28 protein-coding genes and 2 pseudogenes are annotated in these 24,362 nt (G+C 71.4%); 11 read left to right on the top strand and 19 right to left on the bottom strand.

From position 1 onward, the window contains the following. Window positions 1–15 precede the first annotated feature (15 nt). Window positions 16–1,164, bottom strand: coding sequence for a carboxylate-amine ligase (locus FB455_RS09485; RefSeq protein WP_013475308.1), 1,149 nt, complete (start codon window positions 1,162–1,164; stop codon window positions 16–18). Between the two features lie 186 nt (window positions 1,165–1,350). Between FB455_RS09485 and FB455_RS09480 the strand changes: the two genes are divergently transcribed. The 4 genes from FB455_RS09480 (at window position 1,351) to FB455_RS09465 (ending at window position 5,722) form a co-directional block, all read left to right on the top strand. Beyond that, window positions 1,351–1,626, top strand: coding sequence for a DUF6412 domain-containing protein (locus FB455_RS09480; protein ID WP_145753067.1), 276 nt, complete (start codon window positions 1,351–1,353; stop codon window positions 1,624–1,626). Between the two features lie 139 nt (window positions 1,627–1,765). Beyond that, the gene (locus FB455_RS09475; protein ID WP_013288307.1) at window positions 1,766–2,512 is read left to right on the top strand and encodes a YidC/Oxa1 family membrane protein insertase; all 747 of its coding nucleotides are present in this window, start codon (window positions 1,766–1,768) and stop codon (window positions 2,510–2,512) included. A 78-nt stretch (window positions 2,513–2,590) separates the two neighbouring features. Next, a complete protein-coding gene (locus FB455_RS09470) occupies window positions 2,591–4,015 on the top strand; it encodes a carbohydrate-binding protein (RefSeq protein ID WP_145752977.1) in 1,425 nt (474 codons plus the stop codon). 141 nt (window positions 4,016–4,156) lie between these two features. After that, window positions 4,157–5,722 (top strand): cellulose binding domain-containing protein, encoded by a 1,566-nt coding sequence (locus FB455_RS09465; protein WP_145752974.1) that lies wholly within the window; start codon window positions 4,157–4,159, stop codon window positions 5,720–5,722. 12 nt (window positions 5,723–5,734) lie between these two features. On the opposite strand, the gene FB455_RS09460 is transcribed toward FB455_RS09465, so the two are convergent. Next, window positions 5,735–6,397: a DedA family protein gene (locus FB455_RS09460; protein ID WP_013288304.1), complete on the bottom strand. Its 663-nt coding sequence runs from the start codon at window positions 6,395–6,397 to the stop codon at window positions 5,735–5,737. A gap of 70 nt (window positions 6,398–6,467) precedes the next feature. Then, window positions 6,468–7,061 carry a DUF1349 domain-containing protein gene (locus tag FB455_RS09455; protein ID WP_145752972.1) on the bottom strand — a complete coding sequence of 198 codons (594 nt, stop codon included), beginning with the start codon at window positions 7,059–7,061 and terminating at the stop codon, window positions 6,468–6,470. Between the two features lie 53 nt (window positions 7,062–7,114). Between FB455_RS09455 and FB455_RS09450 the strand changes: the two genes are divergently transcribed. After that, a complete protein-coding gene (locus tag FB455_RS09450; protein ID WP_013475313.1) occupies window positions 7,115–8,767 on the top strand; it encodes an alpha-amylase family protein in 1,653 nt (550 codons plus the stop codon). 61 nt (window positions 8,768–8,828) lie between these two features. Continuing rightward, window positions 8,829–9,587 (top strand): 3-oxoacyl-ACP reductase FabG, encoded by a 759-nt coding sequence (fabG, locus tag FB455_RS09445; RefSeq protein ID WP_013288301.1) that lies wholly within the window; start codon window positions 8,829–8,831, stop codon window positions 9,585–9,587. On the opposite strand, the pseudogene FB455_RS09440 reads toward fabG, so the two are convergent. Continuing rightward, a pseudogene (locus FB455_RS09440) lies at window positions 9,560–10,035 on the bottom strand (hypothetical protein). The gene fabG and the pseudogene FB455_RS09440 sit on opposite strands and share 28 nt — an antisense overlap. Further along, the gene (locus FB455_RS09435; protein ID WP_145752968.1) at window positions 10,028–10,438 is read right to left on the bottom strand and encodes a hypothetical protein; all 411 of its coding nucleotides are present in this window, start codon (window positions 10,436–10,438) and stop codon (window positions 10,028–10,030) included. The pseudogene FB455_RS09440 and the gene FB455_RS09435 overlap by 8 nt, the downstream one beginning before the upstream one ends. 131 nt (window positions 10,439–10,569) lie before the next feature. Between FB455_RS09435 and FB455_RS09430 the strand changes: the two genes are divergently transcribed. Further along, entirely contained in the window at window positions 10,570–11,466 is an 897-nt protein-coding gene (locus tag FB455_RS09430; RefSeq protein ID WP_145752965.1) for a Gfo/Idh/MocA family protein, read from the top strand. Between the two features lie 60 nt (window positions 11,467–11,526). On the opposite strand, the gene FB455_RS09425 is transcribed toward FB455_RS09430, so the two are convergent. Next, window positions 11,527–11,724 carry a DUF2795 domain-containing protein gene (locus FB455_RS09425; protein WP_013288297.1) on the bottom strand — a complete coding sequence of 66 codons (198 nt, stop codon included), beginning with the start codon at window positions 11,722–11,724 and terminating at the stop codon, window positions 11,527–11,529. A gap of 122 nt (window positions 11,725–11,846) precedes the next feature. Between FB455_RS09425 and FB455_RS09420 the strand changes: the two genes are divergently transcribed. Beyond that, complete coding sequence (locus tag FB455_RS09420) at window positions 11,847–13,103, top strand: erythromycin esterase family protein (protein WP_013475318.1); 1,257 nt, start codon at window positions 11,847–11,849, stop codon at window positions 13,101–13,103. Between the two features lie 35 nt (window positions 13,104–13,138). On the opposite strand, the gene FB455_RS09415 is transcribed toward FB455_RS09420, so the two are convergent. From FB455_RS09415 to FB455_RS09405, 3 genes are all read right to left on the bottom strand, one after another. After that, complete coding sequence (locus FB455_RS09415) at window positions 13,139–15,319, bottom strand: MMPL family transporter (RefSeq protein ID WP_013475319.1); 2,181 nt, start codon at window positions 15,317–15,319, stop codon at window positions 13,139–13,141. A gap of 27 nt (window positions 15,320–15,346) precedes the next feature. Then, the gene (locus tag FB455_RS09410) at window positions 15,347–15,892 is read right to left on the bottom strand and encodes a TetR/AcrR family transcriptional regulator (RefSeq protein WP_013288294.1); all 546 of its coding nucleotides are present in this window, start codon (window positions 15,890–15,892) and stop codon (window positions 15,347–15,349) included. A 91-nt stretch (window positions 15,893–15,983) separates the two neighbouring features. Further along, the gene (locus FB455_RS09405) at window positions 15,984–16,385 is read right to left on the bottom strand and encodes a winged helix-turn-helix transcriptional regulator (RefSeq protein WP_145752934.1); all 402 of its coding nucleotides are present in this window, start codon (window positions 16,383–16,385) and stop codon (window positions 15,984–15,986) included. Between the two features lie 90 nt (window positions 16,386–16,475). Between FB455_RS09405 and ligD the strand changes: the two are divergent. The 3 genes and pseudogenes from ligD to FB455_RS09390 all read left to right on the top strand — a co-directional run. Further along, window positions 16,476–16,808, top strand: a pseudogene (gene ligD, locus FB455_RS09400) (non-homologous end-joining DNA ligase LigD); the annotation flags it as partial. 11 nt (window positions 16,809–16,819) lie between these two features. Then, the gene (locus FB455_RS09395; protein ID WP_145752931.1) at window positions 16,820–18,256 is read left to right on the top strand and encodes a recombinase family protein; all 1,437 of its coding nucleotides are present in this window, start codon (window positions 16,820–16,822) and stop codon (window positions 18,254–18,256) included. 436 nt (window positions 18,257–18,692) lie between these two features. Then, the gene (locus FB455_RS09390) at window positions 18,693–19,379 is read left to right on the top strand and encodes an HAD family hydrolase (RefSeq protein ID WP_145752930.1); all 687 of its coding nucleotides are present in this window, start codon (window positions 18,693–18,695) and stop codon (window positions 19,377–19,379) included. Between the two features lie 624 nt (window positions 19,380–20,003). Here the strand turns inward: FB455_RS09390 and FB455_RS09385 are convergent. The 10 genes from FB455_RS09385 to FB455_RS34735 form a co-directional block, all read right to left on the bottom strand. After that, window positions 20,004–20,216: a hypothetical protein gene (locus FB455_RS09385; RefSeq protein ID WP_145752927.1), complete on the bottom strand. Its 213-nt coding sequence runs from the start codon at window positions 20,214–20,216 to the stop codon at window positions 20,004–20,006. Window positions 20,217–20,375: 159 nt separating this feature from the next. Continuing rightward, window positions 20,376–20,858, bottom strand: coding sequence for a hypothetical protein (locus FB455_RS09380; protein WP_145752924.1), 483 nt, complete (start codon window positions 20,856–20,858; stop codon window positions 20,376–20,378). Window positions 20,859–21,232: 374 nt separating this feature from the next. Continuing rightward, window positions 21,233–21,430, bottom strand: a complete 198-nt coding sequence (locus FB455_RS09375) for an NAD-glutamate dehydrogenase (protein ID WP_145752922.1) — start codon at window positions 21,428–21,430, stop codon at window positions 21,233–21,235. A gap of 43 nt (window positions 21,431–21,473) precedes the next feature. Next, window positions 21,474–21,914, bottom strand: a complete 441-nt coding sequence (locus tag FB455_RS09370) for a hypothetical protein (protein WP_145752920.1) — start codon at window positions 21,912–21,914, stop codon at window positions 21,474–21,476. Then, window positions 21,911–22,168, bottom strand: a complete 258-nt coding sequence (locus FB455_RS09365; protein ID WP_145752917.1) for a hypothetical protein — start codon at window positions 22,166–22,168, stop codon at window positions 21,911–21,913. The genes FB455_RS09370 and FB455_RS09365 overlap by 4 nt, the downstream gene beginning before the upstream one ends. Next, entirely contained in the window at window positions 22,168–22,740 is a 573-nt protein-coding gene (locus tag FB455_RS09360; protein ID WP_145752915.1) for a hypothetical protein, read from the bottom strand. The genes FB455_RS09365 and FB455_RS09360 overlap by 1 nt, the downstream gene beginning before the upstream one ends. An 84-nt stretch (window positions 22,741–22,824) precedes the next feature. Then, window positions 22,825–23,034, bottom strand: a complete 210-nt coding sequence (locus tag FB455_RS09355; RefSeq protein WP_145752911.1) for a hypothetical protein — start codon at window positions 23,032–23,034, stop codon at window positions 22,825–22,827. Beyond that, the gene (locus FB455_RS09350; protein ID WP_145752909.1) at window positions 23,031–23,216 is read right to left on the bottom strand and encodes a hypothetical protein; all 186 of its coding nucleotides are present in this window, start codon (window positions 23,214–23,216) and stop codon (window positions 23,031–23,033) included. The genes FB455_RS09355 and FB455_RS09350 overlap by 4 nt, the downstream gene beginning before the upstream one ends. Before the next feature lie 157 nt (window positions 23,217–23,373). Beyond that, window positions 23,374–23,826 carry a hypothetical protein gene (locus tag FB455_RS09345; protein ID WP_145752907.1) on the bottom strand — a complete coding sequence of 151 codons (453 nt, stop codon included), beginning with the start codon at window positions 23,824–23,826 and terminating at the stop codon, window positions 23,374–23,376. A 172-nt stretch (window positions 23,827–23,998) separates the two neighbouring features. Next, entirely contained in the window at window positions 23,999–24,130 is a 132-nt protein-coding gene (locus FB455_RS34735; RefSeq protein WP_486481517.1) for a hypothetical protein, read from the bottom strand. Window positions 24,131–24,362 lie beyond the last annotated feature (232 nt).

Below are 24,362 nucleotides of genomic sequence, written 5' to 3'. Positions count from 1 at the left end.
CGGCCGCGTGGCCGCTCAGCCACGGGTCTGCCGTGCCACGTCCGCGACCACGTCGACGAGGCTGCCGGTACGCGCGAACACCGCCCGCTGTCGTGCCGCGCCGCTGCCGTGCCGGCGCAGCCCGCCCAGCAGATCGGTCACCCGGTCCAGGTCGCCGTGCCGTTCCAGTTCGGGGCGCAGCCGGTCGACGAGCCGGTCCAGCAGCTCCCAGGCCGGGCGCAGCTCACCGTCGGTGAGGTCGACGCCCTCGCCCTCCAGCCCGTCGTGGGCGGCCCGCCAGTGCGCCGCCACCAGCAGGTGGTGGTCGGTGTTGACGGCCGGGCGGCCGGCGGCGATGTCGGTGAGCGCGGTGGCGACGAGCGCGCGGACCAGCGCCGCCACCAGCACCGCGTCGTCCACCGACGGGCAGACGTCGCCGATGCGGATCTCCACCGTGGGGTACTTCGCGGACAGCCGGGCGTACCAGTAGAGCATCCCCTCGTCCAGCATCACGCCGCTGGCGATGAGCTGCCGGATCAGCCGCTCGTAGTGCTCGTGCGACTCCAGGTACGGGGTGGGCGCGACCGACGGCCAGCGTTCCCACTCCACCGAGCGCCAGCTCGCGTACCCGGTGTCCTCGCCCCGGGAGAACGGGGAGTTGGCGGTGACCGCGTGCAGGATCGGCAGCCAGGGCCGGACGTGGTTGAGCACCTGCACACCGGTGTCCGGATCGGGGATGCCGACGTGGATGTGCATGCCGTTGTTGCCGGGACCGGGCACCAGCAGCCGGAACCGTTCGATCATCCGGTCGAAGCGCGGCTTGTCCACCACCGGCGGCACCGGCCCGTCGACCGGCCCGGTGCCGATCGCGAGCAGCCGTACGCCGGCCCGCTCGGCCGCGTCGGCCAGTTCGGCGCGCAGCATCGACAGCGAGTGCCGGATCGAGGACAGGTCCAGCCCGGGCGGGCTGCCGATCTCGATCTGGCTGGTCTGGAACTCGCGTTCCACCTGACCGCGCAGCTCGGCCGGCACCTGCTCCATGACCAGGTCGACGGCGGGTACGGCGGTCCCGGTGTGCGGGTCGGCGAGCAGGAACTCCTCCTCGACGCCGACTGTCAGCAGGTCGGTTCCGCCCGATGCGGCGCTCCGCTCCCGCTCCGCCACTGAGCCACTCATCGTCACCACCGTCTCCTCCGGACCGCTCGCGGCACCGTGCCGCGTGGTCGAGGGTCTGTTACCCACCGTGTCCGTTTGGGGAAACGTGCCGCTGGGCGTGTCGGCGCCGGTTCGCCCGAACGGGTCGTGTCGCCGGTGGGCGTGCACGGGCCCGCGGGGCGTGACACGGCGGGCTAGGGTGGCCGTGTGACGGGGATGCTGGCGGTGCTGACGGGAGCGTGGGCGTACGCCCTCGCCCTGTTCGCCGACCGGCTGGCCGGGCTGATCGCCGGTGCGGCGGTCGTCGCCGCGCTGCTGCTCGCCACCCTGCTCGCGCTGCGGGTCCGCGCGCTGCCCACGCCGCCCGGCACCCGGTTCGCCGCCGCGCTGCGTGCCCGCGCCCGCCGTCGCGGGGTGCCCCGGCAGGTCGACCCGGACGCACCGGGGCGTCCGCGCCCCCGCGCTCCCGGCCTGCACCCCTCGGCCGCGTAGCCACCTTCTTCCGGCCCGCGTCGGCGGGCCGGTAGATCCCTCCATCCCCGGCTTCCGCGGCCGATTCCGTCGTCATCCGTCCCGCCGTGCGGCACGTCGCCGCCCGGGACACCCGGAATCGCCATCGAGGGGTCCACCCATGCTCGCCTTCGCACCGTTGCACTCCGCGGCCTCGGCCGCGGCCACAGTCGTCACCTGGCTCGCCGACGTGCTCGCCCCGCTCACCGGCGGCGCCGCGACTGCGGCCGCCATCGTCCTGTTCACAGTCGCCGTCCGGCTGCTGATCTCCCCGCTGACAGTGGCCCAGGTCCGCGGGGAGCGGCGTCGCACCGCGCTCGCCCCCGAGGTACGGGAACTCCAGCGCCGGTACGCCGACGATCCGGCCCGCCTCCAGAGCGAGCTGTTCGCGCTCTACCGCAACGCCGGGGCCAGCCCGGTGGCGGGCTGCCTGCCGGCGCTGTTGCAGGCGCCGTTCTTCCTGGTCATGTACCGCCTGTTCGCCACCGGTGACGGCGCGCCGGAGCTGCTGGGGGAGCGGCTCGCCGGCGTACCGCTGGGGTGGCATCTCGGCGACGGCCTGGCCGGCCCGGTGCCGCTGGTGTTCGGCGTGCTGCTGGCCGCGCTGCTGGCGCTGGCCTGGTGGTCGTCGCGGCGGATGCGCCGGGCGGCGGCCGCCACCGGCACGGTGGCCGGGACGCCGGCCGAGGGTCCGGGCGCGGCGGTGCTCGGGCGGGTGCTGCCGCTGCTGCCGTACGGCACGGTGCTGGTGGCGCTCGTGGTGCCGCTGGCGGCGGTGCTCTATCTGGTCACCACCACGGCGTGGACCGCGCTGGAGCAGGTGGTGCTGCGCCGGCCGCAGCCGGCGGCGGCCATCGACAAGCGTTGACAAGTGCGGGGGCGGGCGCGTAGAAATCGCTCTCAGAGAGCGCTCTCCCGGACCCGTCCCCGCAGAGAGGCACCCCGAATGAATCCGATCCCGGCGGCCCCGGCCGCCTCCGTCACCGTGCCCCGAACACGCCGCCGGCTCGCCCTGGCCGCCGGTGTCCTCGCGCTCACCACAGCGCTCGCGGGCGTCTCGATGACCGCCCAGGCCGCGGTGCCCCCGACACCGCCCGGGTGGAGCCTGGTGTGGAGCGACGACTTCACCGGCTCCGCCGGCACGCTGCCCTCGTCCGCCAACTGGATCATCGACACCGGCACCGGCTACCCGGGCGGCCCGGCCAACTGGGGCACCGGCGAGATCCAGACCTACACGTCCAGCACCGCGAACCTGGCCCACGACGGCTCGGGCAATCTGCGCATCACGCCGTTGCGGGACTCGGCCGGCCGCTGGACCTCGGCCCGGATCGAGACGGTACGGGCGAACTTCAAGCCGCCGTCGGGTGGTGTGCTGGCCCTGGAGGGCCGGATCCAGATGCCGAACGTGACGGGCGCGGCGGCGTCCGGGTACTGGCCGGCGTTCTGGGCGCTCGGCTCGCCGTACCGGGGCAACTACCAGAACTGGCCGGGCATCGGTGAGTTCGACGTGATGGAGAACGTCAACGGGATCAACTCGGTCTGGGGCGTGCTGCACTGCGGCGTCGCGCCGGGCGGCCCGTGCGGGGAGTTCAACGGCATCGGCGCCTCCCGGGCCTGCCCGGGCAGCACCTGCCAGTCGGCGTTCCACGCCTACCGGTTCGAGTGGGACGCCTCGACCAGCCCGCAGCAACTGCGCTGGTACGTCGACGGCCAGCTCTTCCACACCGTCGGGCAGAACCAGATCGGTGAGCCGTACTGGAGTCAGATGACCAACCACGCCGGCTACTTCCTGCTGCTCAACGTGGCGATGGGCGGCGGCTTCCCGGACGGCGTGGCCGGCTCCGCGACGCCCACCGCGGCGACCGTGCCCGGCCGGTCGATGCTCGTCGACTACGTGGCCGTCTACACCCGGGGCGGCGGGAGCAACCCGTCGCCCACGCCGACCACGCCGCCGCCGGGCGGGGTGCGCGACGCGTACGCGACGATCCAGGCCGAGTCGTTCAACGCGCAGAACGGCGTGCAGGTGGAGACGTGCGCCGAGGGTGGCCAGGACATCGGCTGGCTCGCCAACGGCGACTGGGCCCGCTACGACAACGTCGACTTCGGCTCGACGCCGCCGCGCGACTTCGTGGCCCGGGTCGCCTCCGGCGCGGCGTCCGGCGTGAGCGGGCTGGTGGAGGTCCGGGTGGACAGCCCGACCGCGCCGCCGATCGGCAGTTTCGCGGTAGGCAACACCGGCGGCTGGCAGACCTGGCGCTCGGTGCCCGGCAACGTCGGCGCGGTGACCGGGCGGCACACGGTCTACCTGACGTTCAGCAGCGGCCAGCCGTCCGACTTCGTCAACGTCAACTGGTTCACCTTCCGCCGCTGAGCGCGGCCGGGACGCGGCCCGGACCCCCTCCGGGTTCGGGCCGTACCGGTGCTGGACAGAAACAGTTAACACTCTTAATAATGGGCGCACGTCGACGGTTGTGAATCCCTCTCCACCCCCGCCCGTCCCCTGGAGGACGCCGTGAGACTCCGCCCCCGCCTGGCGACGCTCGCCGCCGCGCTGACCACCGCCGTGGTCGCCGGTGCCCTGCTCGCCGCGCCACCCGCCTCCGCCGCCACCGCCGCGTTCGTCCGCACCTCCAGCTGGAGCAGCGGGTACGAGGCCCGGTTCACAGTCACCAACGACAGCTCCGCCGCGATCTCCTCGTGGAACGTCCAGTTCGACCTGCCGTCCGGCAGCACGCTCGGCTCGTTCTGGGACGCCCGGCTGACCACCTCCGGCCAGCACGTCACAGCCGTCAACCAGTCCTGGAACGGCGCGCTCGCCCCGGGCGCCAGCACCAGCTTCGGCTTCGTCGTCAGCGGCACCGGCGACCCGGTGAACTGCACAGTCAACGGCGCCTCCTGCACCGGCGGCGGCAACCCCGGCAACCCGGGCGCACCGGCCACGCCGGGCGGGCTGCGGGTCACCGGCACCACCGCGTCCGCCGTCTCGCTCGCCTGGAACGCGGTCTCCGGCACCGTCACCGGCTACCGGGTGTACGAGGGCGGCACGGTCAAGGCCACAGTCACCGGCACCTCGGCCACCGTCTCCGGGCTGGCCGCGTGCAGCGGGCACAGCTACACCGTGACCGCGTACAACGGCACCGGCGAGTCGGCGAAGTCGGCGGCGGTCGCGGCCACCACGAGCGGGTGCACCGGTGGCGGCGGAGGCGCGATGGCCGCCGCGCCCTACCTCTACCCGGGCTGGGGCGACCCGCCCGCGCCCGCCACCGTGATGGGCGCGACCGGCGTCAAGTGGTTCACCATCGCGTTCGTGCTCTCCGGCGGCGGCTGCACCCCGGCCTGGGACGGCAGCGGCCCGCTGACCGGCGGCACGCACGCCGCCACCATCGCCGCGATCAAGGCGGCCGGCGGCGACGTCATCCCGTCCTTCGGCGGCTGGAGCGGCAACAAGCTCGGCCCGAACTGCTCGTCCGCCGCTGCCCTGGCCGGCGCGTACCAGCAGGTCATCAACGCGTACGGGCTGAAGGCGATCGACATCGACATCGAGAACAGCGACGAGTTCGAGAACGAGGTGGTGCAGGACCGCATCCTGGACGCCCTGAAGATCGTCAAGCAGAACAACCCGGGCATCAAGACGATCATCACGTTCGGCACCTCGACCACTGGGCCGTCGTACTACGGCACCCGGCTGATCAACCAGGCCGCGGCCAAGGGCGCCGGGATCGACGTGTTCACCATCATGCCGTTCGACTTCGGCGGCGGCGCGAACATGTACCAGAACACCGTGAACGCGGCCGAGGGCCTGAAGACCGCGCTGCGCAACGCGTTCGGCTGGTCGGACGCCACCGCGTACGCGCACATGGGCCTGTCCGGCATGAACGGCCTCTCCGACCAGCAGGAGCTGACCTCGCCGGCCACCTGGACGCAGATCCGCGACTGGGCGAAGGCGCGCGGCCTGGCCCGGTTCACGTTCTGGTCGGTCAACCGGGACCGGCCCTGCCCCGGCGGCGGCGTGGTCGCCAACTGCTCCGGCATCGCGCAGAACACCTGGGAGTTCACCGGCATCACCGCGGGCTTCTGACCCGCGCGGCGGTCAGCGCCCGGTGGTCACCGACTGCCGGGCGCGCCGCCGGCGCACCTTCTTCACCGCCCAGCTCACGATCATGAAACCGAAGACGGCGAAGATCGCGTAGTTGAACCACTGGCTGTACTTGTCGACGTCCTCCCACCGCGAGCCCAGGGTGAACCCGGCGCCGACGATCAGGGCGTTCCACACCCCGCTGCCGAGCGTGGTGAGCAGGATGAACTCACCGAGCGGCATCCGGTTCGCGCCGGCCGGGATCGAGACCAGGCTGCGGACCACCGGCACCACCCGGCCGATCAGCACCGCCCACCGGCCGTGCCGCTCGAACCAGCGGTCGGCCTTCTCCAGATCCTGCAGGTCGACCAGCGGGATGTGGTCCAGCCAGCGCTTGAGCCGCTCCTCGCCGAGCGCCGCGCCGAGCCAGTAGAGCACCAGCGCGCCGAGCAGCGAGCCGACCGTCGCGGCGACCACGATGAACACCACGTTGAATCGGCCCTCGGCGGACAGGTAACCGGCCATCGCCAGCACGATCTCGCTCGGGATCGGCGGGATGATGCTCTCCAGCGCCACCAGCAGTGCCACGCCGACCGCGCCGAGCGAGTCGATCACGCTCGCCACCCAGCCGGTCAGCCCGGTGAACTGGTTCGGGTCGACGTCCTGGGCCAGGGCCATGGGGGTCCTTCCACGCGAGAGCCGGAGATCCGAAGGTGTTACCCGGACCGGCGGCTGTCACACCTGTGACTCAGCCCTCCGGGTGCAGCGCGGCGTCCGCCGGACCCCGCCGCCAGCCGGTGAAGCGGACCAGCAGGCCGCCCCGGCTGGGCGAGCAGCAGTACGGCCCGGCCGACGCCTGCGCCGCCGGATCGAGCGGGGCGACGCGGACCAGCCGCCACGGCTCGTCCTCGCACCGGGCCCGCACGGTGAGCGCGTCGCCGGCCCGGCTCACCCGGACCGTCACCTCCCGGCCCGACCACTGCGGCACCGGCGCCACCGACCAGTCGGAGAACTCGTCGGTGACCACGGCGCCCACCTGCGGCGAAGCGTCGCTCACCTCGACCCCGGCCTTGGTCCACCGCCGCTCGTCCACCCGCACCAGCACGCCGGCCTGGTCGAACTGCTCCGAGTAGTCGAGCAGGAACGACACCTCCACGGCGCTGTCCACGCCGAACGGAGCGAGCAGTGCCGAGCCGTCGTCGTGCACGAAGCCGTAGCTGGTGCGCCGCCAGAAGTCGCTGCCGCCGTGCGGCTCGACCAGCAGGCCGCCGTCGACCGGCTCGGCCCGCTCCGGCGGGTTCAGCCAGGTGCCGGCGGACCAGTCGTACGCCTCCTCGCTCATCGGAGCACCGTACCGGGTTTGCCGTCGCGCGCGTTCGGAGAAGTAGTAGCCGCATGGGTGACAGGTGGTATCAGGAGGCGGTCGTCTACTGCCTCGACGTCGACACGTACGCGGACTCCGACGGCGACGGGGTGGGTGACTTCCAGGGGCTGATCGGCCGGCTGGACTACCTGGCCCGGCTCGGCGTGACCTGCCTGTGGCTGAACCCGATCCACCCCTCGCCGAACGAGGACGACGGGTACGACGCCACCGACTTCTACAACGTCGACCCGCGCCTGGGCACGCTCGGCGACTTCGCCGAGCTGCTGCACCAGGCGAGCAACAGGGGCATCCGGGTGATCATCGACCTGGTGGTCAACCACACCTCGGACCAGCACCCGTGGTTCCAGTCCGCCCGGTCCTCGCCCGACTCGCCGTACCGGGACTGGTACGTCTGGGCCGACCACGAGCCGGACGACCGCCACCAGGGCATGGTCTTCCCCGGCGAGCAGCACGAGACGTGGACCTACGACCGGACCGCCAAGGCGTGGTACTACCACCGCTTCTACAAGTTCCAGCCGGACCTGAACATCGAGAACCCGAAGGTCCGCGCGGAGATCAAGAAGATCACCTCGTTCTGGCTCCAACTCGGCGTCTCCGGCTTCCGGATGGACGCGGTGCCGTTCATCATCGAGCGCACCGAGCCGGGCAACCCGAACTCGCCGAAGGACTTCGACTTCCTCACCGACCTGCGCCAGCACGTGCAGTGGCGGCGCGGCGACGCGGTCCTGCTGGCCGAGGCGAACGTCGAGCCGGACGAGCTGCCCGTCTACTTCGGCGACGGCAGCGGCTCGGGCAACCGGATCCACATGCTCTTCGACTTCATGCTCAACGGCCGGCTGATGCTCGCCCTGGCCCGGGAGGACCCGGAGGTGATCATCGAGGCGTTGCGCGACACCCCGAAGCTGCCCACCGGCGGCCAGTGGGCGACGTTCCTGCGCAACCACGACGAGATCGACCTGTCCCGGCTCACCGCCGACCAGCGCAACGACGTGCTGGCGAAGTTCGGGCCGGACGAGAACATGCAGCTCTACGGCCGGGGCATCCGCCGTCGTCTCGCGCCCATGCTCGGCAACGACCGCCGGCACATGGAGCTGGCGTACTCGCTCCAGTTCTCGCTGCGCGGCACGCCGGTGCTGCGCTACGGCGAGGAGATCGGCATGGGGGAGAACCTGTCGCTGGACGGGCGCGACGCGATCCGTACCCCGATGCAGTGGTCCTACGCCGACAACGCCGGGTTCTCCACGGCCGAGCCGGAGAAGCTGGTCCGCCCGGTGATCGACAAGGGCGAGTACGGCTACCAGAAGGTCAACGTCACCGCCCAGCGCAAGGATCCGCGGTCGCTGCTCGGCTGGTTCGAGCGGATGATCCGGACGCTGCGCGAGGCGCCGGAGACCGGCTCGGGCAGCACCACCCACATCGACGTGCCGATGCCGCCGGGCGTGCTCGCGCACCGCGCCGACGGTCGTACCGGGACCATGGTCTTCCTGCACAACCTCGGCACCGAAGACGTCGAGGTCGACCTGAGCACGCTGGCGCCGGAGGCGGACCTGCCGATCGACGTGCTCAGCGACCGCAACTACGAGGACGTGGGCAAGCTCGACCGGCTCAAGCTCGGCGGGTACGGCTACCGGTGGATCCGGCTCTGCCGGGGCCACGAGCGGTAGGGGGCGGCGTACCGGCGGGTTAAGCTCCTTCGATCGAGCCACAAGTTACCGGGAGGTAAGCATGTCGGAGGAGCCCCGCGTCGCCATCGTCACCGGAGCCGCGCGCGGCATCGGGGCGGCGACCGCCCGCCGGCTGGCGGCCGACGGCATGGCCGTCGCCGTGGTCGACATCGACGAGTCCGCCACCAAGGAGACGGTGGACGCCATCGGCTCGGCCGGCGGCCGGGCTCTCGGCGTCGGCGCCGACGTGTCCGACCGGGCCCAGGTCGAGGCCGCCGTGGAACGGATCGCCGCCGAACTGGGCGCGCCGACAGTGCTCGTCAACAACGCCGGTGTGCTGCGCGACAACCTGCTGTTCAAGATGACCGAGGGCGACTGGGACACGGTCATGGGCGTGCACCTGCGCGGGGCGTTCCTGTTCAGCCAGGCCGCGCAGAAGCACATGGTCGAGGCGAAGTGGGGCCGGATCGTCAACCTGTCCAGCACCTCCGCGCTCGGCAACCGGGGCCAGGCGAACTACTCGGCCGCCAAGGCCGGCCTCCAGGGCTTCACCAAGACGCTGGCGATCGAGCTGGGCCCGTTCGGGGTGACCGTCAACGCGGTCGCGCCGGGCTTCATCGTCACCGACATGACCGCGGCGACCGCGGCGCGGATGAAGGTCGACTTCGACGATCTCCAGAAGCACGCCGCCGCCGAGATCCCGGTACGCCGTCCCGGCCGTCCGGAGGACGTCGCGCACACCATCTCGTTCCTTGCCAGCGAGGGCGCGTCCTTCGTCTCCGGCCAGGTCATCTACGTCGCCGGCGGCCCGAAGGACTGACCGGCCCGACCCGGCGCGGGCCCGCTCAGGCGGGGTCGCGCCGGGTGCGCCAGAGCCAGAACAGGCCGAGCACCGGCAGCACCAGCGGCACGTAGCCGTAGCCGCTGCCGAAGTCGGACCACACCGTCTCGTCCGGGAACAGTTCCTTGTCGGCGATGCTCAGCACGCCCACGCCGAGCACCCCGACCAGTTCGACTGTGCAGCAGGCGAGCGCGACCCGGCGGCCGGTGTGCCCGGCGCGGGCCAGCCCGACCGCCGCCACGATGTAGATCAGCGCGGCGAGCGCGGAGAGCAGGTACGCCACCGGCGCCTCGTCGAACTTCGTGGCGATCTGCAAGCCGGCCCGCGAGGTCGCGGCGATCGCGAAGACGATGTAGACGGCGATCAGCAGCCGTCCCGGGCCGCGGTTGGTGGCGCGCTGCTCGTGCGCGGTCGTGGTCTCAGCCACCGAGGACCTCCCAGGTCTGCTGGAGCCGTACCGCCACCACGGGCGTGACCAGGCAGATCGCGCAGACGATGCCCGAGCCCCAGCGGGTCGGCTCCATCCGGGCCAGCACCCAGGCCAGCGGCGGCAGGCAGACGAGCGTCGCCAGGTAGCCGAAGAACGCGCCCGGCTCACCCGGCCGCTCGCCGCCGCCGAGCGCGACGAGCGCCGTCACGGTGAGCGCGAGCAGCGCCACCTCCAGCACGGCCAGGCCGGCGAACTGGATCCGGTCCGGCGGCCGGTGGCGTACCGCCGCCACCAGGGCCCAGACGGCGAGCGCCAGCGAGATCACGATCGCGACCGTGGCGAGCGGTCCGTCCACCGGAGAGGCGGCCGCCGCGCTGGTCGTCGACACGGTGTCGTTCACCGGCACAGCCTACTAACCGGTGTAGTAGCGGCTCGCCCGCCGGGTCGGGGCGCGCCGGACGGGCCGGGGGACTAGCGTGGATCACGGTCCCGGCGTACGCCGGTGGCGGACGTCGACGGCAGGGGGCCGGGGTGCGGTTCGGGTTGTTCGGCACGGGTTACTGGGCGGCGGAGACGCACGCCGCGGCCATCGAGGCGCACCCGCGGGCCCGGCTCGCCGGCGTCTGGGGGCGCAACCCCGCGAAGGCGGAGGAACTGGCCACCCGGCACGGCGTACCGGCCTTCACCGACGTCGACGCGCTCATCGACGCCTGCGACGCGGTCGCCGTGGCGCTCCCGCCGGACGTGCAGGCCGACATCGCCGTGCGGGCCGCCACCGCCGGGCGGCACCTGCTGCTGGACAAGCCGCTGGCGCTCGACCTCGCCGACGCCGACCGGGTGGTCGACGCGGCGCAGGCGTCCGGGGTGGCCTCGGTGGTCTTCTTCACCCAGCGCTTCCACCCGAACGTCACCGGTTTCCTCGCCTCGACCGCGGCGGCCGGCGGCTGGCAGCACGCCCGCGCCACCATGTTCGCGTCGATCTTCCAGCCCGGGAACCCGTACGGGGACTCGACCTGGCGGCGGGAGCGCGGCGCGCTCTGGGACATCGGCCCGCACGCGTTGTCGCTGATCCTGCCGGTGCTCGGCCGGGTCACCCGGGTCGCCGCGATGGACGGCCCGAGCGGCCTGGTGCACCTGCTGCTCACCCACGACGGCGGCGCGACCAGTTCGCTCTCGCTCACCCTGGACGCGCCGTCCGAGGCGGTCACCCGGGATTTCGTCTTCTTCGGCGAGAACGGCACCGAGACCGTCCCGCCCGGCGACGGCAGCGCGCTCCAGGCGTTCGGCGCCGCGCTCGACCAGTTGCTGGAGGAGGTCGACGCCGGCACCCGCGACCACCGCTGCGACGTGCGGTTCGGCCGCGACGTGGTGGCGGTGCTGGACGCCGCGCAGACCGCCCGCGCCCAGGGCCGCACCGTCGAGATGTAAGGAAGGGCCCCTTCTTAACGCCTCCGGTAGAGGAGGGGCCCCCGCTTAACACCCCACCGGTCAGGCGTCGGCCAGCGTGACCAGCGCCTCGCCCAGCTCGGTGGGGGTGTGGAACTCCTCGGCCGGCAGGGACCGCAGCGCCTGCAGCGCCTCGGTGTCGGCGCCGTTCTCCTGGCCCCAGCGGACCAGGTCCTCCCGCGAGACCGGGTAGTCGAGCCCGGCCAGGAACTCCCGCAACTGCGCACCGGTGACGGTCATGCCGCCCGGCTACCCACTGAGCCCGGCACCATGCCCGCCGGCGGGTGCGGCCCGGGTCCGCCGTACGCCCGCCGGACCCAGCGGCGGCGGTTTGTCCCGGCGGGCCCCGGGTAGCCGCTGACATGCTGGTACAGCGGCTCGGCGCGCCGAGCGACTTCGACCCCTTGCTGGACCGCGTGCGGGACGCCCGGGTGGTGATGATCGGCGAGGCGACGCACGGCAGCTACGACTACTACCGGCTGCGGGAGCAGTTGACCCGGCGGCTCATCGCCGAACAGGGGTTCGACTTCGTGGCGGTGGAGGGGGACTGGCCGGACTGCGACCGGGTGCACCGGTCGGTGGTTGGCGCGCCGGACGGGCCGGCCGATCCGCTCGCCGCGCTGGAACGGTTCGAACGCTGGCCCACCTGGATGTGGGCGAACGCCGAGGTGGCCCGCTTCTGCCGCTGGCTGCGGGCGTGGAACCTGGAACGCCCCGAGGGGGAGCGGGCCGGCTTCCACGGGCTGGACGTGTATTCCCTCTGGGAGTCGATGCAGGCCATCTTCGACTACCTCGGTGAGGAGGATCCGGCCTCGCTGGAGGCGGCCCAGGAGGCGTACCGCTGCTTCGAGCCGTACGGCAAACGGGCCGAGGAGTACGGGACGGCCAGCCGGTTCGTCTCCGCCCGGTGCGAGGAGGAGGTGGTCCGGCTGTTGGCGCGTACCCGGGAACAGGCCGCCGCGGACGGCCCGGACCGCTTCTCGGCCTGGCAGAACGCGGAGGTGGTGGCCGGCGCGGAGCGGTACTACCGGGCCATGGTCGGCGGCGGCCCCGAGTCGTGGAACGTCCGTGACGTCCACATGGCCGACACGCTCGACCGGCTGCTCGACCGGTACGGGCCGGGCTCGCGGGGCATCGTGTGGGCGCACAACACGCACGTCGGCGATGCCCGGGCCACCGACATGGCGGCGGACGGCATGGTCAACATCGGGCAGCTCGGCCGGGAACGGCACGGCCGGGACGCGGTGGCGCTGATCGGCTTCGGCAGCTGGCGCGGCAGCGTGGTGGCCGCGCCGCGCTGGGGCTCACCGGCCGAGACGATGGTGGTCCCACCGGCGCGGGAGGGCTCGGTGGAGCATCGGCTGCACGAGCTGATGCCGGACCGGGCGGTGCTGGTCTTCGGCGGCGACGACCAGCCGGAATGGGTGACCGGCGAGGCGGACCACCGGGCCATCGGGGTGGTGTACGACCCGAGCTTCGAGTCCTGGGGCAACTACGTGCCGACCCGGCTGGGTGAACGCTACGACGCGTTCATCTGGTGCGACGAGGCCACAGCGCTGCACCCGCTGCCGACGTGCGTCACGCCCGGTGAGATGGAGACGTATCCGGCGGGTGTGTGACGGGTGGGGCCCCGCGGGGGCCCCACCCGTGCGGATCACACGTTCGCGTGCTGCTTCTCGGCGAGGTGGGCGCGCAGGCCCTCACCCTCGACGTCCACGTTGGGCAGGATCTTGTTCAGCCAGCGCGGCAGCCACCATGCGGCGTTGTTCAGCAGCGACATCACCGCCGGCACGATCGTCATCCGGACCACGAACGCGTCGATGGCGACACCGATCGCGAGCGCGAAGCCCATCGACTTGATGATCGGGTCCTCCAGGAAGACGAAGCCGCCGAACACCGAGATCATGATGAGCGCGGCGGCGGTGACCACCCGGGCGCCGTGCCCCATGCCGTTGATGGTGGCCTGCTGGGCGGTGTCGCCGTGCACGAAGTCCTCGCGCATCCGGGAGACCAGGAAGACCTCGTAGTCCATGGCCAGGCCGAACAGGATGCCGATGAGCAGGATCGGCAGGAAGCTGACCAGCGGGGCCGGGGTGTCCAGGCCGACCAGGTCGGCCAGGTGGCCCTGCTGGAACACCGCCACAGTGATGCCGAACGTGGCCGCCACGGTGAGCAGGAAGCCCAGCGCCGCCTTGACCGGCACCAGGATCGACCGGAACACCAGCATCAGCAGCAGGATCGACAGGCCCACCACCAGCAGCAGGTAGACCGGCAGCGCGTCGGAGAGCTTCTCCGACACGTCGATGCCGACAGCGGTGACGCCGGTGAGCAGCACGTCGGCGTTCTGGATGCCCGACACCTGCTTGCGGATGTCGTGCACCACCGTCTCGGTGGCCTCCTCGGTCGGCCCGGTCTTCGGGATCACCCCGATCAGCGCGGTACGCCCCGACGGGTCGACCTGCGGCGGGGCCACCGCCAGCACCCCGTCGGTCTTCTGGACCAGCGCGGTCACCTGCGGAATGGCGGCCTGGGTGGCCTGCGGCGAGTCGGCCGTCACCACGACCGCGAGCCGGCCGGTGAAGCCGGGGCCGAAGCCCTCGCGGATCAGATCGCTGCTGACCCGGGCCGGGGTGCCCTCGGCGGCGGCGGAGGCGTCCGGCAGCGCCAGGCGCATGTCCTGGGCCGGGATCGCGAGCAGGCCGAGGCCGAGCAGCCCGACCAGGATCACCGGGATGCGCAGTCTGGTCACCCACCGCGCCCAGCGGAATCCGAAGCCGGAGCGGTCCTCCGAGCCGGTGGTCGGGTCCTCGACCGCCTTGCGGTCACGCAGCTTGCGCGGCAGCACCTTGTGTCCGGCGAAGCCGAGCAGCGCCGGAGCCAGCGTGATCGCCACCAGCACGGCCACTGTGACGGTGCCGGCGGCGGCCAGGCCCATCACGGTGAGGAACGGGATGCCCACCACGGCAAGGCCGGCGAGCGCCACCACGACCGTCGCGCCGGCGAAGACCACAGCCGAGCCGGCGGTGCCGACCGCACGGCCGACCGCCTCCTCCGGAGAGAGTCCGTCGAGCAGGTTCTGCCGGTGCCGGGAGGTGATGAACAGCGAGTAGTCGATGCCGACCGCGAGGCCGAGCATCAGCGCCAGGATCGGCGCGGTGCTGGTCAGCTCGACCGCGCCGCTGAGCGCGAACAGACCGGCCATGCCGACGCCGACGCCGATGAGCGCGTTCAGCATGGTCATCCCGGCCGCCACGAGCGAGCCGAACGTGATCACCAGAACGATCGCCGCGACCAGCACGCCGATCGCCTCGGTCGAGCCGACCTCCGGCTCACCGTTGAGCACCTCGCCGCCGGGGGCGATCTGCCAGCCCTGCGCCTCGGCCTGCGCGCCGACCTTCTCGTACGCGTCGCGCTGCTCGTCGGTCACCTCGTCCGCGCCGCCGGCGAACTGCACCTGGATCAGCGCGTACCGGCCGTCCGGGGTGAGCGCCTGCGCCTGGTACGGGTCGACCGCGCCGACCACGCCCGGGAGCGTGGCCGCCTCCTGCGTGACCTGCTTGACCACCGCCTGTCCGGCGGGTGAGGTCAGCGCGCCGTCCTGCGGCGCCTTGATCGCGATCGTGCCGGTGGCGCCGCTGGCCGCCGGGAAGCGGTCGGCGAGCAGGTCGATCGCCTTCTGCGACTCGGTGCCCGGCATGGTGAAGTTGCTCGCCGTCGGGCCCCTCAGCGTGGCCGCGGCCAGGCCGAGTCCGACGAGTACGACGAGCCAGACGACGGCGACGAGTCGCCGCCGGCGCAGGGATGCCCGGCCGAGCCGGTACAGCAGGGTCGCCATGGACCTTCCTTGTCCTCGGGGTTCGGATCAGGTGGTGACTTCGAGCGCGCGGTACGCCACGGCGAGCAGCGCGGGTCGCAGCTGGTCGTCGGGGATGTCCAGGAACTCGCCGCAGGTCTCGGCGATGCCGGCGAGCACGACGAGCGCCGCGACGCGTGCCTCCGGACGGTCGGAGAAGCCGGAGAAGGCGGCGATGAGTTGTTCGGAGATCTGCTGGATGTGGGCGAACGCGGGCTGCTGGAGCAGGTCGGGGAACTCGCCCCGGAGCAGCGCGATCTCCCGGCGGAAGCGGACCGCCAGGTCGACGAAGCCGTCCGCGGCGACGCGTTGGGCCTCGGCGCCGGTGTGCGCGGCGATGCGGACGTCCAGCTCCTCCAGCATCGTGATGGCCGGGGCCATCAGCTCGCAGAGCAGGGCGTCCTTGCTGGCGAAGTGGTAGAGCACCGTCGCCTTGGAGCAGCCGACATCGCGGGCGATGTCTTGCAGCGAGGTGCCCTTGTACCCGGTGACGGCGAACCGGCGAGCGGCCGCGGCCAGCAGCTCGTCGTGGGTGGCGGTGGTGGGTCGCGCCATGTCCTCCAGCATGCCTGACCGATCGGTCAGGTGCTGACCGATCGGTCAGATCGCGCGCGTGGCGTTCGCCACAACGACCCGTTTTCGCAGGTCAGGCCGGTGGGCGGCCGTGTGTGCGGTCGTACTCGGTCCGGGCCGCGCTGATCGCCTCCCGGTGCCGCTCCGCCCAGCTCGTCAGCGCGACCAGCGACTCGTACAGTTCCCGGGCCATCGGCGTGGCGGTGTACTCCACCTTCGGCGGCACGGTGGGATGCACGTGCCGGTGAAGCAGCCCGTCCCGCTCCAGGTTGCGCAGCGTCAGCGTGAGCATCCGGCGGCTGATCCCCTCCACCCGGCGCTCCAGCTCGGTGAAGCGGACCGGGCCGGCCGAGGCGGCGATCAGGATGCCGATGGCCCACTTTCCACCGACCCGGTCCAGCGCCTCCCGCACGGTGCAGGCGCTCGCCTGCACCGCCGCGTCCGATCCGCACCGCTCCGACTCCGCCTCACCCACGCCCCCGATCGTCGCAGGTGCCGGCCGGTGCGGCGCGCCGGGCACCGTGTCGGGGTTGCCGAGCCGGGCCCGGCCCGGGATGGTGGTCCGATGGGCGCCGCCGACGAGACCCGGGCCGGAGTGTCGCTGACCAACCTCGACCAGCCGCTGTTCGACGGCGCCGGGGCGACCAAACGCGACCTGGTCGACTACCTCGACGCGATGGCCGACCGGATCCTGCCGGAACTGCGGGACCGGCCGCTGTCGGTGCTGCGGGTGCGGCCCGGCCAGGAGCCGTTCATGCAGAAGAACCTGCCGAAGTACACGCCCGGCTGGGTGCGCCGCACCGAGGTGTGGGCGGAGGCGTCGCACCGGCGGATCTCGTACGCGCTCTGCGACGACCGGCGGACGCTGCTCTGGTTCGCCAACCAGCGCGCCTTGGATACGATCAGCACATGAGACTACTCGCTGCCTACCGGCTGAGCCAGGCCACCGACGCCAGCACGTCAATCGAGCGGCAGCGGGAGACCGCGCAAAGGTACTCCGACCTGGGCGGACACCATTTGGTCGGCGAGGCGATCGACAGCGACGTAAGCGGTGCCAGCGACCCCTTCCGGCGGCCGGGCCTCGGGCCGTGGCTGCGCGGGGAGCGCGAGGGATTCGACGGGCTGCTGGTATGGCGGATCGACCGGCTAGCGCGGTCAACGCTGCACTTCGCGTCACTGCTGCGGTGGGCGCAGGACAACGGCAAGACGATCATCAGCGCCACCGAGGGATTCGACCTGAGTACGCCCATGGGGCGCGCCATGGCGACGATCATTGCCGTCCTGGCCGAGGCCGAGCTAGAAGCGATCAGAGACCGTAACCGGGGCGCGCGGGCGTACCTGACGAAGGTCGGCCGGCACTGGGGCGGGAAGGTACCCGTGGGCTACATGGCCGAGCAGCAGGCCGACAAGACATGGAAGCTCGTACATGATCCGGTCATCGCGCCGGTCATCCAGGAAGCGGCACGGCGGGTCATCGCGGGCGAGACGGTCTCGGCGGTCGTGGCCGACCTCAACGGGCGCGGCGTGCCGACCGCGCTCGATGAGCAGGCGCGGCGGGCAGGGCGGGAACCAACGGGCCGGCGGTGGACGGTGGCCACGCTGACGCGGACGCTCACGAGCGAACTCACGCGGGGCTATCAGGTGCCCGAGGTGCGCGGGGATGACGGGCTGCGGGTGCGGCGGGCCGTGCCGCTCGTGGCCGATGCGGAGTGGGCCAAGCTACAGGCGTCATTGGCTCCGAGGCGGGCCGCCAGCCAGCCACGGCGCAACTCGGCGTACCTGCGCGGGGTGCTGTACTGCGCGTGCGGCGAGCGGGCCAACAAGGTCACGGCCAAGGGCGGCGCGTACTACCGGTGCCCGTCGCGGTCCAAGTACGGCAAGCACTGCGGCAAGTCGGCCACCGTCAAGGCGGACGAGGTAGAGGCGTCGGTAGACGCGGCCGTGCTGCGCGACCTCGGGCCGCTGCCTCTGCTGCGGCGGACGTTCGTGCCGGGCGTCGACCACCGCGAGGAAATCGAGGCGATCAAAGCGGCAATGGACAACCTGACGGCGCAGCTCGGCCGACTCACCGGGCGGGCCGCCGAGGCGGTAGCCGACCGGCTCAACGAGCACGGCGAGACACTGGCCGCGTTGGAGGCTGAGCCGGTTATCGCGGACGACTGGGAGGAAGAACCGACCGGCGAGACCTACGCGGCGCACTGGGGCCGGCTCGATGCGGCCGGGCGCAACTGGGCCATGGTGGCTTTCGGCGTCAAGGCCACGATGGGGCCGGGCACGGCCGTCACGGTGGACGTAGCGCCGCAATCGTTCCTGGACGTCATGGGCGGCATCAGTGTGGAGGCATAGGCAGAAACACAGAGACCCCCAGAGCCACATTGGGCGCGGGGGGTCTCTGTGTTACGGGTGGGGCTTACTCGAAGACAGGTGCCAGGGTCAGGCCGGCGACGGCGCGCCCGGGGGGAGGGCGTTCGCGCCCACCACCTACGTCAATGACGATGGAACCACCGAAGATGGTTGGATGGTCAGCACTGACTCGAAGCTGATGTTCGTTGCCCCAGATCAGATCCGTGTCGCTACCACCGAAGAGCTCACCGACGAGGAGCCCGCTTAACCCGCTCGGTGCAAGGTCGCGGGATGCCAGATTCCCAAGCTGACAGTGCGGGTTCGATTCCCGTCACCCGCTCCACCACGAAGGCCCTGGCCCGCTCCACGGTGTGTGGGTCGGCGGCAGACGGGATGGCAAGCAAGGTGACAGCGGTGACGATCTCAGTAGGATGCTGGGATGTCTCGACCAGTGATCTTCGACCTCTTCCATACCTTGATCCACGGGGCTGATGAGGAGCGTGACCGGGTAGTCGGCGAAATGGCGGTCATGGTCGGCGTGGCTCCGGCCGAGCTGGTCACCGCGTACCACGCCACCTGGCGGGACCGGCTGGTCCGGTGGGACGTGGAGGAGACCATCCGCATCCTCGCCGGACGCCTCGGCGGTACACCGACCGACGCGCAGGTGGCACGGGCCGGTGAGCATCGGCGAGCCCTCGGACACCGGGTGCTGGACAGCGTCTCGCCCGCCACCCTGGACGTGCTCGACGCGCTACGCGCCGATGGTCGTCCGCTGGCCCTCATCAGCAACGCCACCTCGGACACCTCCGAGCCGTGGCCGCAGAGTCCGCTTGCCCGACGGTTCGATGTCGCGATCTTCTCCTGCGATGTCGGGCTGGCCAAGCCCGACCCGGCGATCTATCACCTTGCTGCCGAGCGACTGGGGGTCGAGCCGGCGGAGTGCTTCTTCGTCGGCGACGGCTCAGACGGTGAGCTGCCCGGGGCGGCAGCGGTCGGTATGACCGTCTTCCGGACCACGGAGCACAACGACACCGACCCCAGCTGGGGCGGGCCGGTTATCCATACCTTGGGTGAGCTGCCCGCCATACTCGGAGAGCCGTCCAAGGTCATGGAGCCGGCCGAGTAGAACGGTCAGTACAGCCACTCGTACAGCCAAGCCCGCCGACAGATACCGTCCGGGGCCGATGGCAGGCGACACGGCGAGCAGCTCAGCGCCAGTCACCGACCTAGGCAGACAGCCGTCTTGATCTTGAAAGGCAGTGGTTGGACCGGGCCATCCACGGGCCACGACGTGGTGTCACCGGGGGCAAAACCAGGCCACTTGAGAGCGCGTTGAACAGGCGTACCACCACGCTCCGAGCCGATCTTGTGAGATTCCCAAGCTGACAGTCTGGGAGCCACACGTGGGAGCCACCGGGGCGGACTGGACCGGACGGAACGGAACCGATCGAGTTGCCGAGCGTGCGAGGACCAGGACCAGGCGGACCACAGCGAACGGCCTAGACATGGTCTTGGGAATCTAGGGATCAGAAGGTTAGGGGTTCGAGTCCCTTCGGGCGCACAGCAGGTCAAGGGCCGGTTCCCGTCACGGGAGACCGGCCCTTGTTTTTTTGACCCCCATGGCTGACCCCGCCTACGCGTCGAAGAGGAAGCCGAGCCGGTCCACGGCGTCCTGCTGTACCCGCCGCGTGGCCTCCACGTAGATCGAGTCGGTTGACGCAGGTCGGGCCGGCGTGCCAGTGCGGGTCCGTTAGAACGGGAAGTCTTCGGCGGGCGGCGGCACCATGGGCGGGCGGGTGCCGTGCGGCGGCGGACACGGGCCGTCGCTGTCGAGGTGGTAACCGCAGTCCTCCTGATGGGGGGCGCGGCGCAGCACGGGCGGCCAGGGCGTGCCGGGCGGTACGTAGTGCCAGCACTGCGGGCCGGGGCCGATCTTGTGGGCGGGGTCGTCGGGGGTGCTCATCGGCCACGCTCGCGGCGCTGCATCGCCTGACGCACGCGGGCATGCACCCGGCGGTTTCCGATGCGGCACGGCCGGCACAGCCGGCGGAAGCCGTCGAGGGTGCGCCGGTCGGGGCCGAACGCCGACAGCGGGCGGGGGGTGTTGCACTCCGGACAGTGCTTAGTAGTGGTCACGGAGGGCCTTCTTTCGATTGGCGCGGTGCATCTCCACGGCGCGGGCAACAGTGGGTGCGTTGCACGACGCTTGCCAGGCGACCGACCGGACGGTCATTTCCTCGCGTAGCTCGCGCTCGGCAATGGCGGCCAATTTCTCGGGATCGTCGCCATAGATGGGCGGCCGGCCGGGCATAATCAGGCGGTGCGGACGAATTGCCATGTGGGCGATGTCTTTATGGCTACCAATCTCGGCGCGCTCGTCGCCCCATTCCATAGCAACCGCGGTGCTGGTTAGTGCCTTTATATCCAGCGTCGAAAGGTCTGCATTATCGCTGGGCCATTGCCCAATTCGGCGCCATTTCTGGCCGGCGCCGGTGATGTGGCGCATGGTCAATCGGGAGCGGCGGCCGGCGAGCTGGGCGAGCCGAGTAGCGGTCGCGGGGTCAAGATGGCCCGGTTTTGAGCCTCCACCGTTATTCGCATTCATGCCTATTTCCATTCTTTGCGAGCCATTTTGGTTTTTTGGGAAATCGCAGCTTTACTGGGCTGACAGCGACGCGCCATGCCTACCGGGAGGGCTTTGGTGGGGGGCATGGGAGGCATGCCCCAGGGGGTGCGAGGGTCTGCGAACGGCGCGGCGAACGCACGCGCGCAATTCCATAAAGGAACGACACAATACGTTCGCTCGCACATTCACCATTCAAGTAATCAATTCATTCATGCACAACTACAATTCATGCCAACATGCAGCACACATTACGTCGTCTGCAAGAACGGTTCTGCGTCGACAACGTGGGCAAAGGCGTGCCGATGTGCGTGCCTTGCTGATAGGCAACAAGGCACGCACATCGACCACATCACTCACGCATTCTCGTCGTTGCTGTCCTGCGCAATAGGAGGCAGGCCGGCGAGCCGCCGCGCCAATTCCTCGGGCGTTCCAGCCGCTACCTCGGCACGATAGAACTCCTCATCGGTCATGCCGGCCCGGCGGGAAGTGCGGGACCGGCCGGAGGTCTTGACGGCGTAGAGGAAATTGGCCATGGCGTGATCGAGATTCATAAATTTGCCCCCTCCGGGGTCGAGATAGACGGGGCGGGGGTGTTCATTTCGACGCGCCGATCAGCGCCCGGTGCGGACGATCGCGGGGCGGGGCGCTGGCACCCAACTTCGCTTCCGTATCGGCCATCCGGCACTGCGCAGAGCAGTAGCGGTACCTTCTCTCCGTGCGGAACGGCGTCGCGCAGCGCGCACAGTGGCGTTCGTGCAACGGTTCCGAGGCCGGCTGCGGCTCGGGGGCCGGCACGGGCTGCGGCTCGGGCTGCGGCTCGGCCTGGACGTGACCAGCGGCGGCACGCTCGCGGGCGCGGATGGCCTCGCGCTCCACCTTCTCGCCTGCGAGGTACGCGGCCTCCATCAGCTCGGCCCTACGGGCGGCCTTGGCGACCTTGGCTCGGCCTCGGCGCGCGGCGGCGGCCTGGCCGGCGGTCGCTCGGCCTTCCCGGTGGGCCTTCTGCCAACCGATGTCGTGGCGTTGCTTGCTCATGCGAACGGCCCCCGGATGCTCTTGACGATCTCGTTGATGTGGTCGGGCGTCTCGCTCTCATAGCCCTGGATCTGGCGGGCCACGCGGCGGATGTCCTCGGCGGACCGACCGGCCTCGGGCTGCTCGGCGGCTGGCTGCTCGGCGGCCTCCCGCTCGGCCCGGATGGCGGCGAATCTCGCGTCCACCTCGGCATCCCAAGCGGCGGCCTCGGCGTCGGTCAACGGCTGGCCGGCGGCGTCGTATCGCTGGTTCATCAGGAACCACTCGCAATCACGCGCAGCGCGCGCAGGAGGTCATCCACGCTGCCCAGACGCCGGAAGCCGTCAACGACGTTGGTGTGCGCGTTGTACTTGGTCGACCGGGGGATCAGGACGGCCAGCCGGTCTGCCATCTTGCGGATCTCGTCCCGGTCGCGCTCCTTGCGCTCCTCGACGTACGGCGTAACCACCTCGACCAGCGCAAACTGCGCGTTCACAGCCGGCGGCATCAGGGCGCGGTGCGCGGCGATGATCTCATCGCGGCGGGCCTCCCAGAACACATCCGGCTTGGGCTGCCTCACCTTGCCGGCCAGCGCGGCGGCCTTCACCTCGGCCTTGTCGTCGGCGTACTCGTCGGCCAGGTCGTCCATCTTGTCGGCGGACGCCTCCAGGGCCTCAACGGCGGCGGTCAGCTTGTCGAGCGCGGCGGCCACCTCGGGCACCTCGGCGGCGATCTCGTCAACGAACGGCGGCAGGTGCGGCGCGCGGCGGCCAGGCTTGGCGAGGTGCTCGGTGCCGTGGCTGGTCTGCGTGACGGCGGTGTCGAGGTTGGGGAAATCGATGGACACGGGGTGTCCCTTTCATTGCTCGCGGATCACTCCGTTGGCAGCGCGAGCGGGGGTAGCCGGTATCCGACCGGCGGCGGGGGTGGATCAGTTGGCGAACGGGTCGTGGTCGCGGGCGGCCTCTTCACAGACGAGGCAGCCGGGGACCGGCCACAGCGAGACGTGCGCGCGGTGGCGCTGCCACTCGTCGCGGTTGCGGGCGGCGTGGCGGACGTTGCAGGGATGTGCGGCGCGGGCGTCGCGGGCGGCCATCAGGGCGGCGAACTCGGCGGCGCGGCGGCGGTCGCGGTTGTTCATCCGGCCACCCCCAGGGCGGCGCGGGGCGGGGTGGCGCACCGTCCGCACGCGGTACCGATCTCGGCGGTCGGGAGGATGACCACATAGGACGCGCGCTTGCCGCATCCGTTGGCCTCACAGCGGAAGTCGGACGCCATCAGCAGCTCGTGCCGGCGCTCGGGCGAGACGTGGATAGCGGTCATGGGGCGGTCTCCATTCACAGGTAATGCACCTCCTCGGGGCCGGCGGTCGGCGGTCATCGGGGGGCCGTCCACGTCTGCGGCGACGGGCGGCCGAGCGGCGACGGTGCCAGGCACGCGGCGGCGAGCCGGGCGAGCGTGTGGAAGAGTCGCGCGGCCATCAGCGGTCCCACATCGGACGGTCGCCGGGGCGGGTGTACGTGCGGTCGCGCATGACCAGGCGCTCGCGGCGGGTGCGGGCGGTGTAGATCGGGGCACCTCGCCAGAGATGCACGCCCATCCATCCGCGCTTGCCGTGGACAACGGCGCTCATCAGGTACTCGCGGGCGACGGCGGCGAACGTCTTGCGGCCGGCGGGCATGATCTCGCCAACCGCCGGGCCACGCTTGACGGCCACGCGAGCGCCGATCATCTGCGTGTCGGCGAACATGCCACCGGGGGCACCGGTCAACAGCACCGGGTCGGCGTCGTAGTCGAGCGTGTCGAGCGTGGACAGGTAGGCGTCGAACAGCGCCGTGCCTTCCGTGAACCGTCCGACCAGCCAGCGGAACGTTTGCAGGTCGGTCAGCCAGGTTTCGATGGCCCAGGCTGCGGAGCGGGCGGCGGGGGTCATCTCATCGCCGTATCGGTATGCGTCCACGGGGTCACCTCCAATCGGTTGCAGGGCAACGAAAAACGCCCCGGTCGTTGCGGGAGATGCGACCTCCCACAACGCCGGGGCGTTGGCTTTTCGGTGTTGCTGGCCGCGCCGTGTGTGTCGCATACACGCGGTGCGGGGGTCTGTCCTACCGGGACAGTCGGGACGCGCGGTGCGCGAGGTAGTCAGCCACGTTGGCGCGGAATGCGGCGGTGGCGTCGTCAGTCAGTGGCCGGGGCCGGGTGGCGGCGGGGCGGCGGGTGATCGTCGGGGCGGTCATGATTCCTCCACTCTGGACAGCGGCAGACAGCAAAACCGCCGGACATGGGTGGGCCGATCTCCTGGCGGCAACCAAGATCGGCACACTCATGACCGGCGGGGTCGAGGTGCGCGCGACGGGTTGCCGGTCGTCGCGGTGCGCGGGGTCCGTCCATCTCGGACGGCGGTCGTGCGGGGGGCTCACTATGTATGTCCCCCACGGGGGGAAACGCGCGCGGCGGGCCAGTGCTGGG

It is taken from the genome of Micromonospora sp. CNZ296, assembly GCF_007827635.1.
The sequence above is the reverse complement of the archived record's forward strand: the minus strand, read 5'-3'. Positions and strand labels throughout refer to the sequence as shown.

Excerpts from the sequence above, each read along its gene's own strand:
- FB455_RS09460 (WP_013288304.1), bottom strand. The coding sequence starts at position 6,397 with ATGGCCCTGGCCCAGGACGTCGACCCGAACCAGTTCACCGGGCTGACC.
- FB455_RS34735 (WP_486481517.1), bottom strand. The coding sequence starts at position 24,130 with ATGACCGCCCCGACGATCACCCGCCGCCCCGCCGCCACCCGGCCCCGG.
- FB455_RS09365 (WP_145752917.1), bottom strand. The coding sequence starts at position 22,168 with ATGAACCAGCGATACGACGCCGCCGGCCAGCCGTTGACCGACGCCGAG.
- FB455_RS09395 (WP_145752931.1), top strand. The coding sequence starts at position 16,820 with ATGAGACTACTCGCTGCCTACCGGCTGAGCCAGGCCACCGACGCCAGC.
- FB455_RS09390 (WP_145752930.1), top strand. The coding sequence starts at position 18,693 with ATGTCTCGACCAGTGATCTTCGACCTCTTCCATACCTTGATCCACGGG.
- FB455_RS09385 (WP_145752927.1), bottom strand. The coding sequence starts at position 20,216 with ATGAGCACCCCCGACGACCCCGCCCACAAGATCGGCCCCGGCCCGCAG.
- FB455_RS09450 (WP_013475313.1), top strand. The coding sequence starts at position 7,115 with ATGGGTGACAGGTGGTATCAGGAGGCGGTCGTCTACTGCCTCGACGTC.
- FB455_RS09420 (WP_013475318.1), top strand. The coding sequence starts at position 11,847 with ATGCTGGTACAGCGGCTCGGCGCGCCGAGCGACTTCGACCCCTTGCTG.
- FB455_RS09355 (WP_145752911.1), bottom strand. The coding sequence starts at position 23,034 with ATGAACAACCGCGACCGCCGCCGCGCCGCCGAGTTCGCCGCCCTGATG.
- FB455_RS09375 (WP_145752922.1), bottom strand. The coding sequence starts at position 21,430 with ATGAATCTCGATCACGCCATGGCCAATTTCCTCTACGCCGTCAAGACC.
- FB455_RS09480 (WP_145753067.1), top strand. The coding sequence starts at position 1,351 with ATGCTGGCGGTGCTGACGGGAGCGTGGGCGTACGCCCTCGCCCTGTTC.
- fabG (WP_013288301.1), top strand. The coding sequence starts at position 8,829 with ATGTCGGAGGAGCCCCGCGTCGCCATCGTCACCGGAGCCGCGCGCGGC.
- FB455_RS09455 (WP_145752972.1), bottom strand. The coding sequence starts at position 7,061 with ATGAGCGAGGAGGCGTACGACTGGTCCGCCGGCACCTGGCTGAACCCG.
- FB455_RS09425 (WP_013288297.1), bottom strand. The coding sequence starts at position 11,724 with ATGACCGTCACCGGTGCGCAGTTGCGGGAGTTCCTGGCCGGGCTCGAC.
- FB455_RS09415 (WP_013475319.1), bottom strand. The coding sequence starts at position 15,319 with ATGGCGACCCTGCTGTACCGGCTCGGCCGGGCATCCCTGCGCCGGCGG.
- FB455_RS09475 (WP_013288307.1), top strand. The coding sequence starts at position 1,766 with ATGCTCGCCTTCGCACCGTTGCACTCCGCGGCCTCGGCCGCGGCCACA.
- FB455_RS09470 (WP_145752977.1), top strand. The coding sequence starts at position 2,591 with ATGAATCCGATCCCGGCGGCCCCGGCCGCCTCCGTCACCGTGCCCCGA.
- FB455_RS09370 (WP_145752920.1), bottom strand. The coding sequence starts at position 21,914 with ATGAGCAAGCAACGCCACGACATCGGTTGGCAGAAGGCCCACCGGGAA.
- FB455_RS09350 (WP_145752909.1), bottom strand. The coding sequence starts at position 23,216 with ATGACCGCTATCCACGTCTCGCCCGAGCGCCGGCACGAGCTGCTGATG.
- FB455_RS09345 (WP_145752907.1), bottom strand. The coding sequence starts at position 23,826 with ATGACCCCCGCCGCCCGCTCCGCAGCCTGGGCCATCGAAACCTGGCTG.
- FB455_RS09380 (WP_145752924.1), bottom strand. The coding sequence starts at position 20,858 with ATGAATGCGAATAACGGTGGAGGCTCAAAACCGGGCCATCTTGACCCC.
- FB455_RS09410 (WP_013288294.1), bottom strand. The coding sequence starts at position 15,892 with ATGGCGCGACCCACCACCGCCACCCACGACGAGCTGCTGGCCGCGGCC.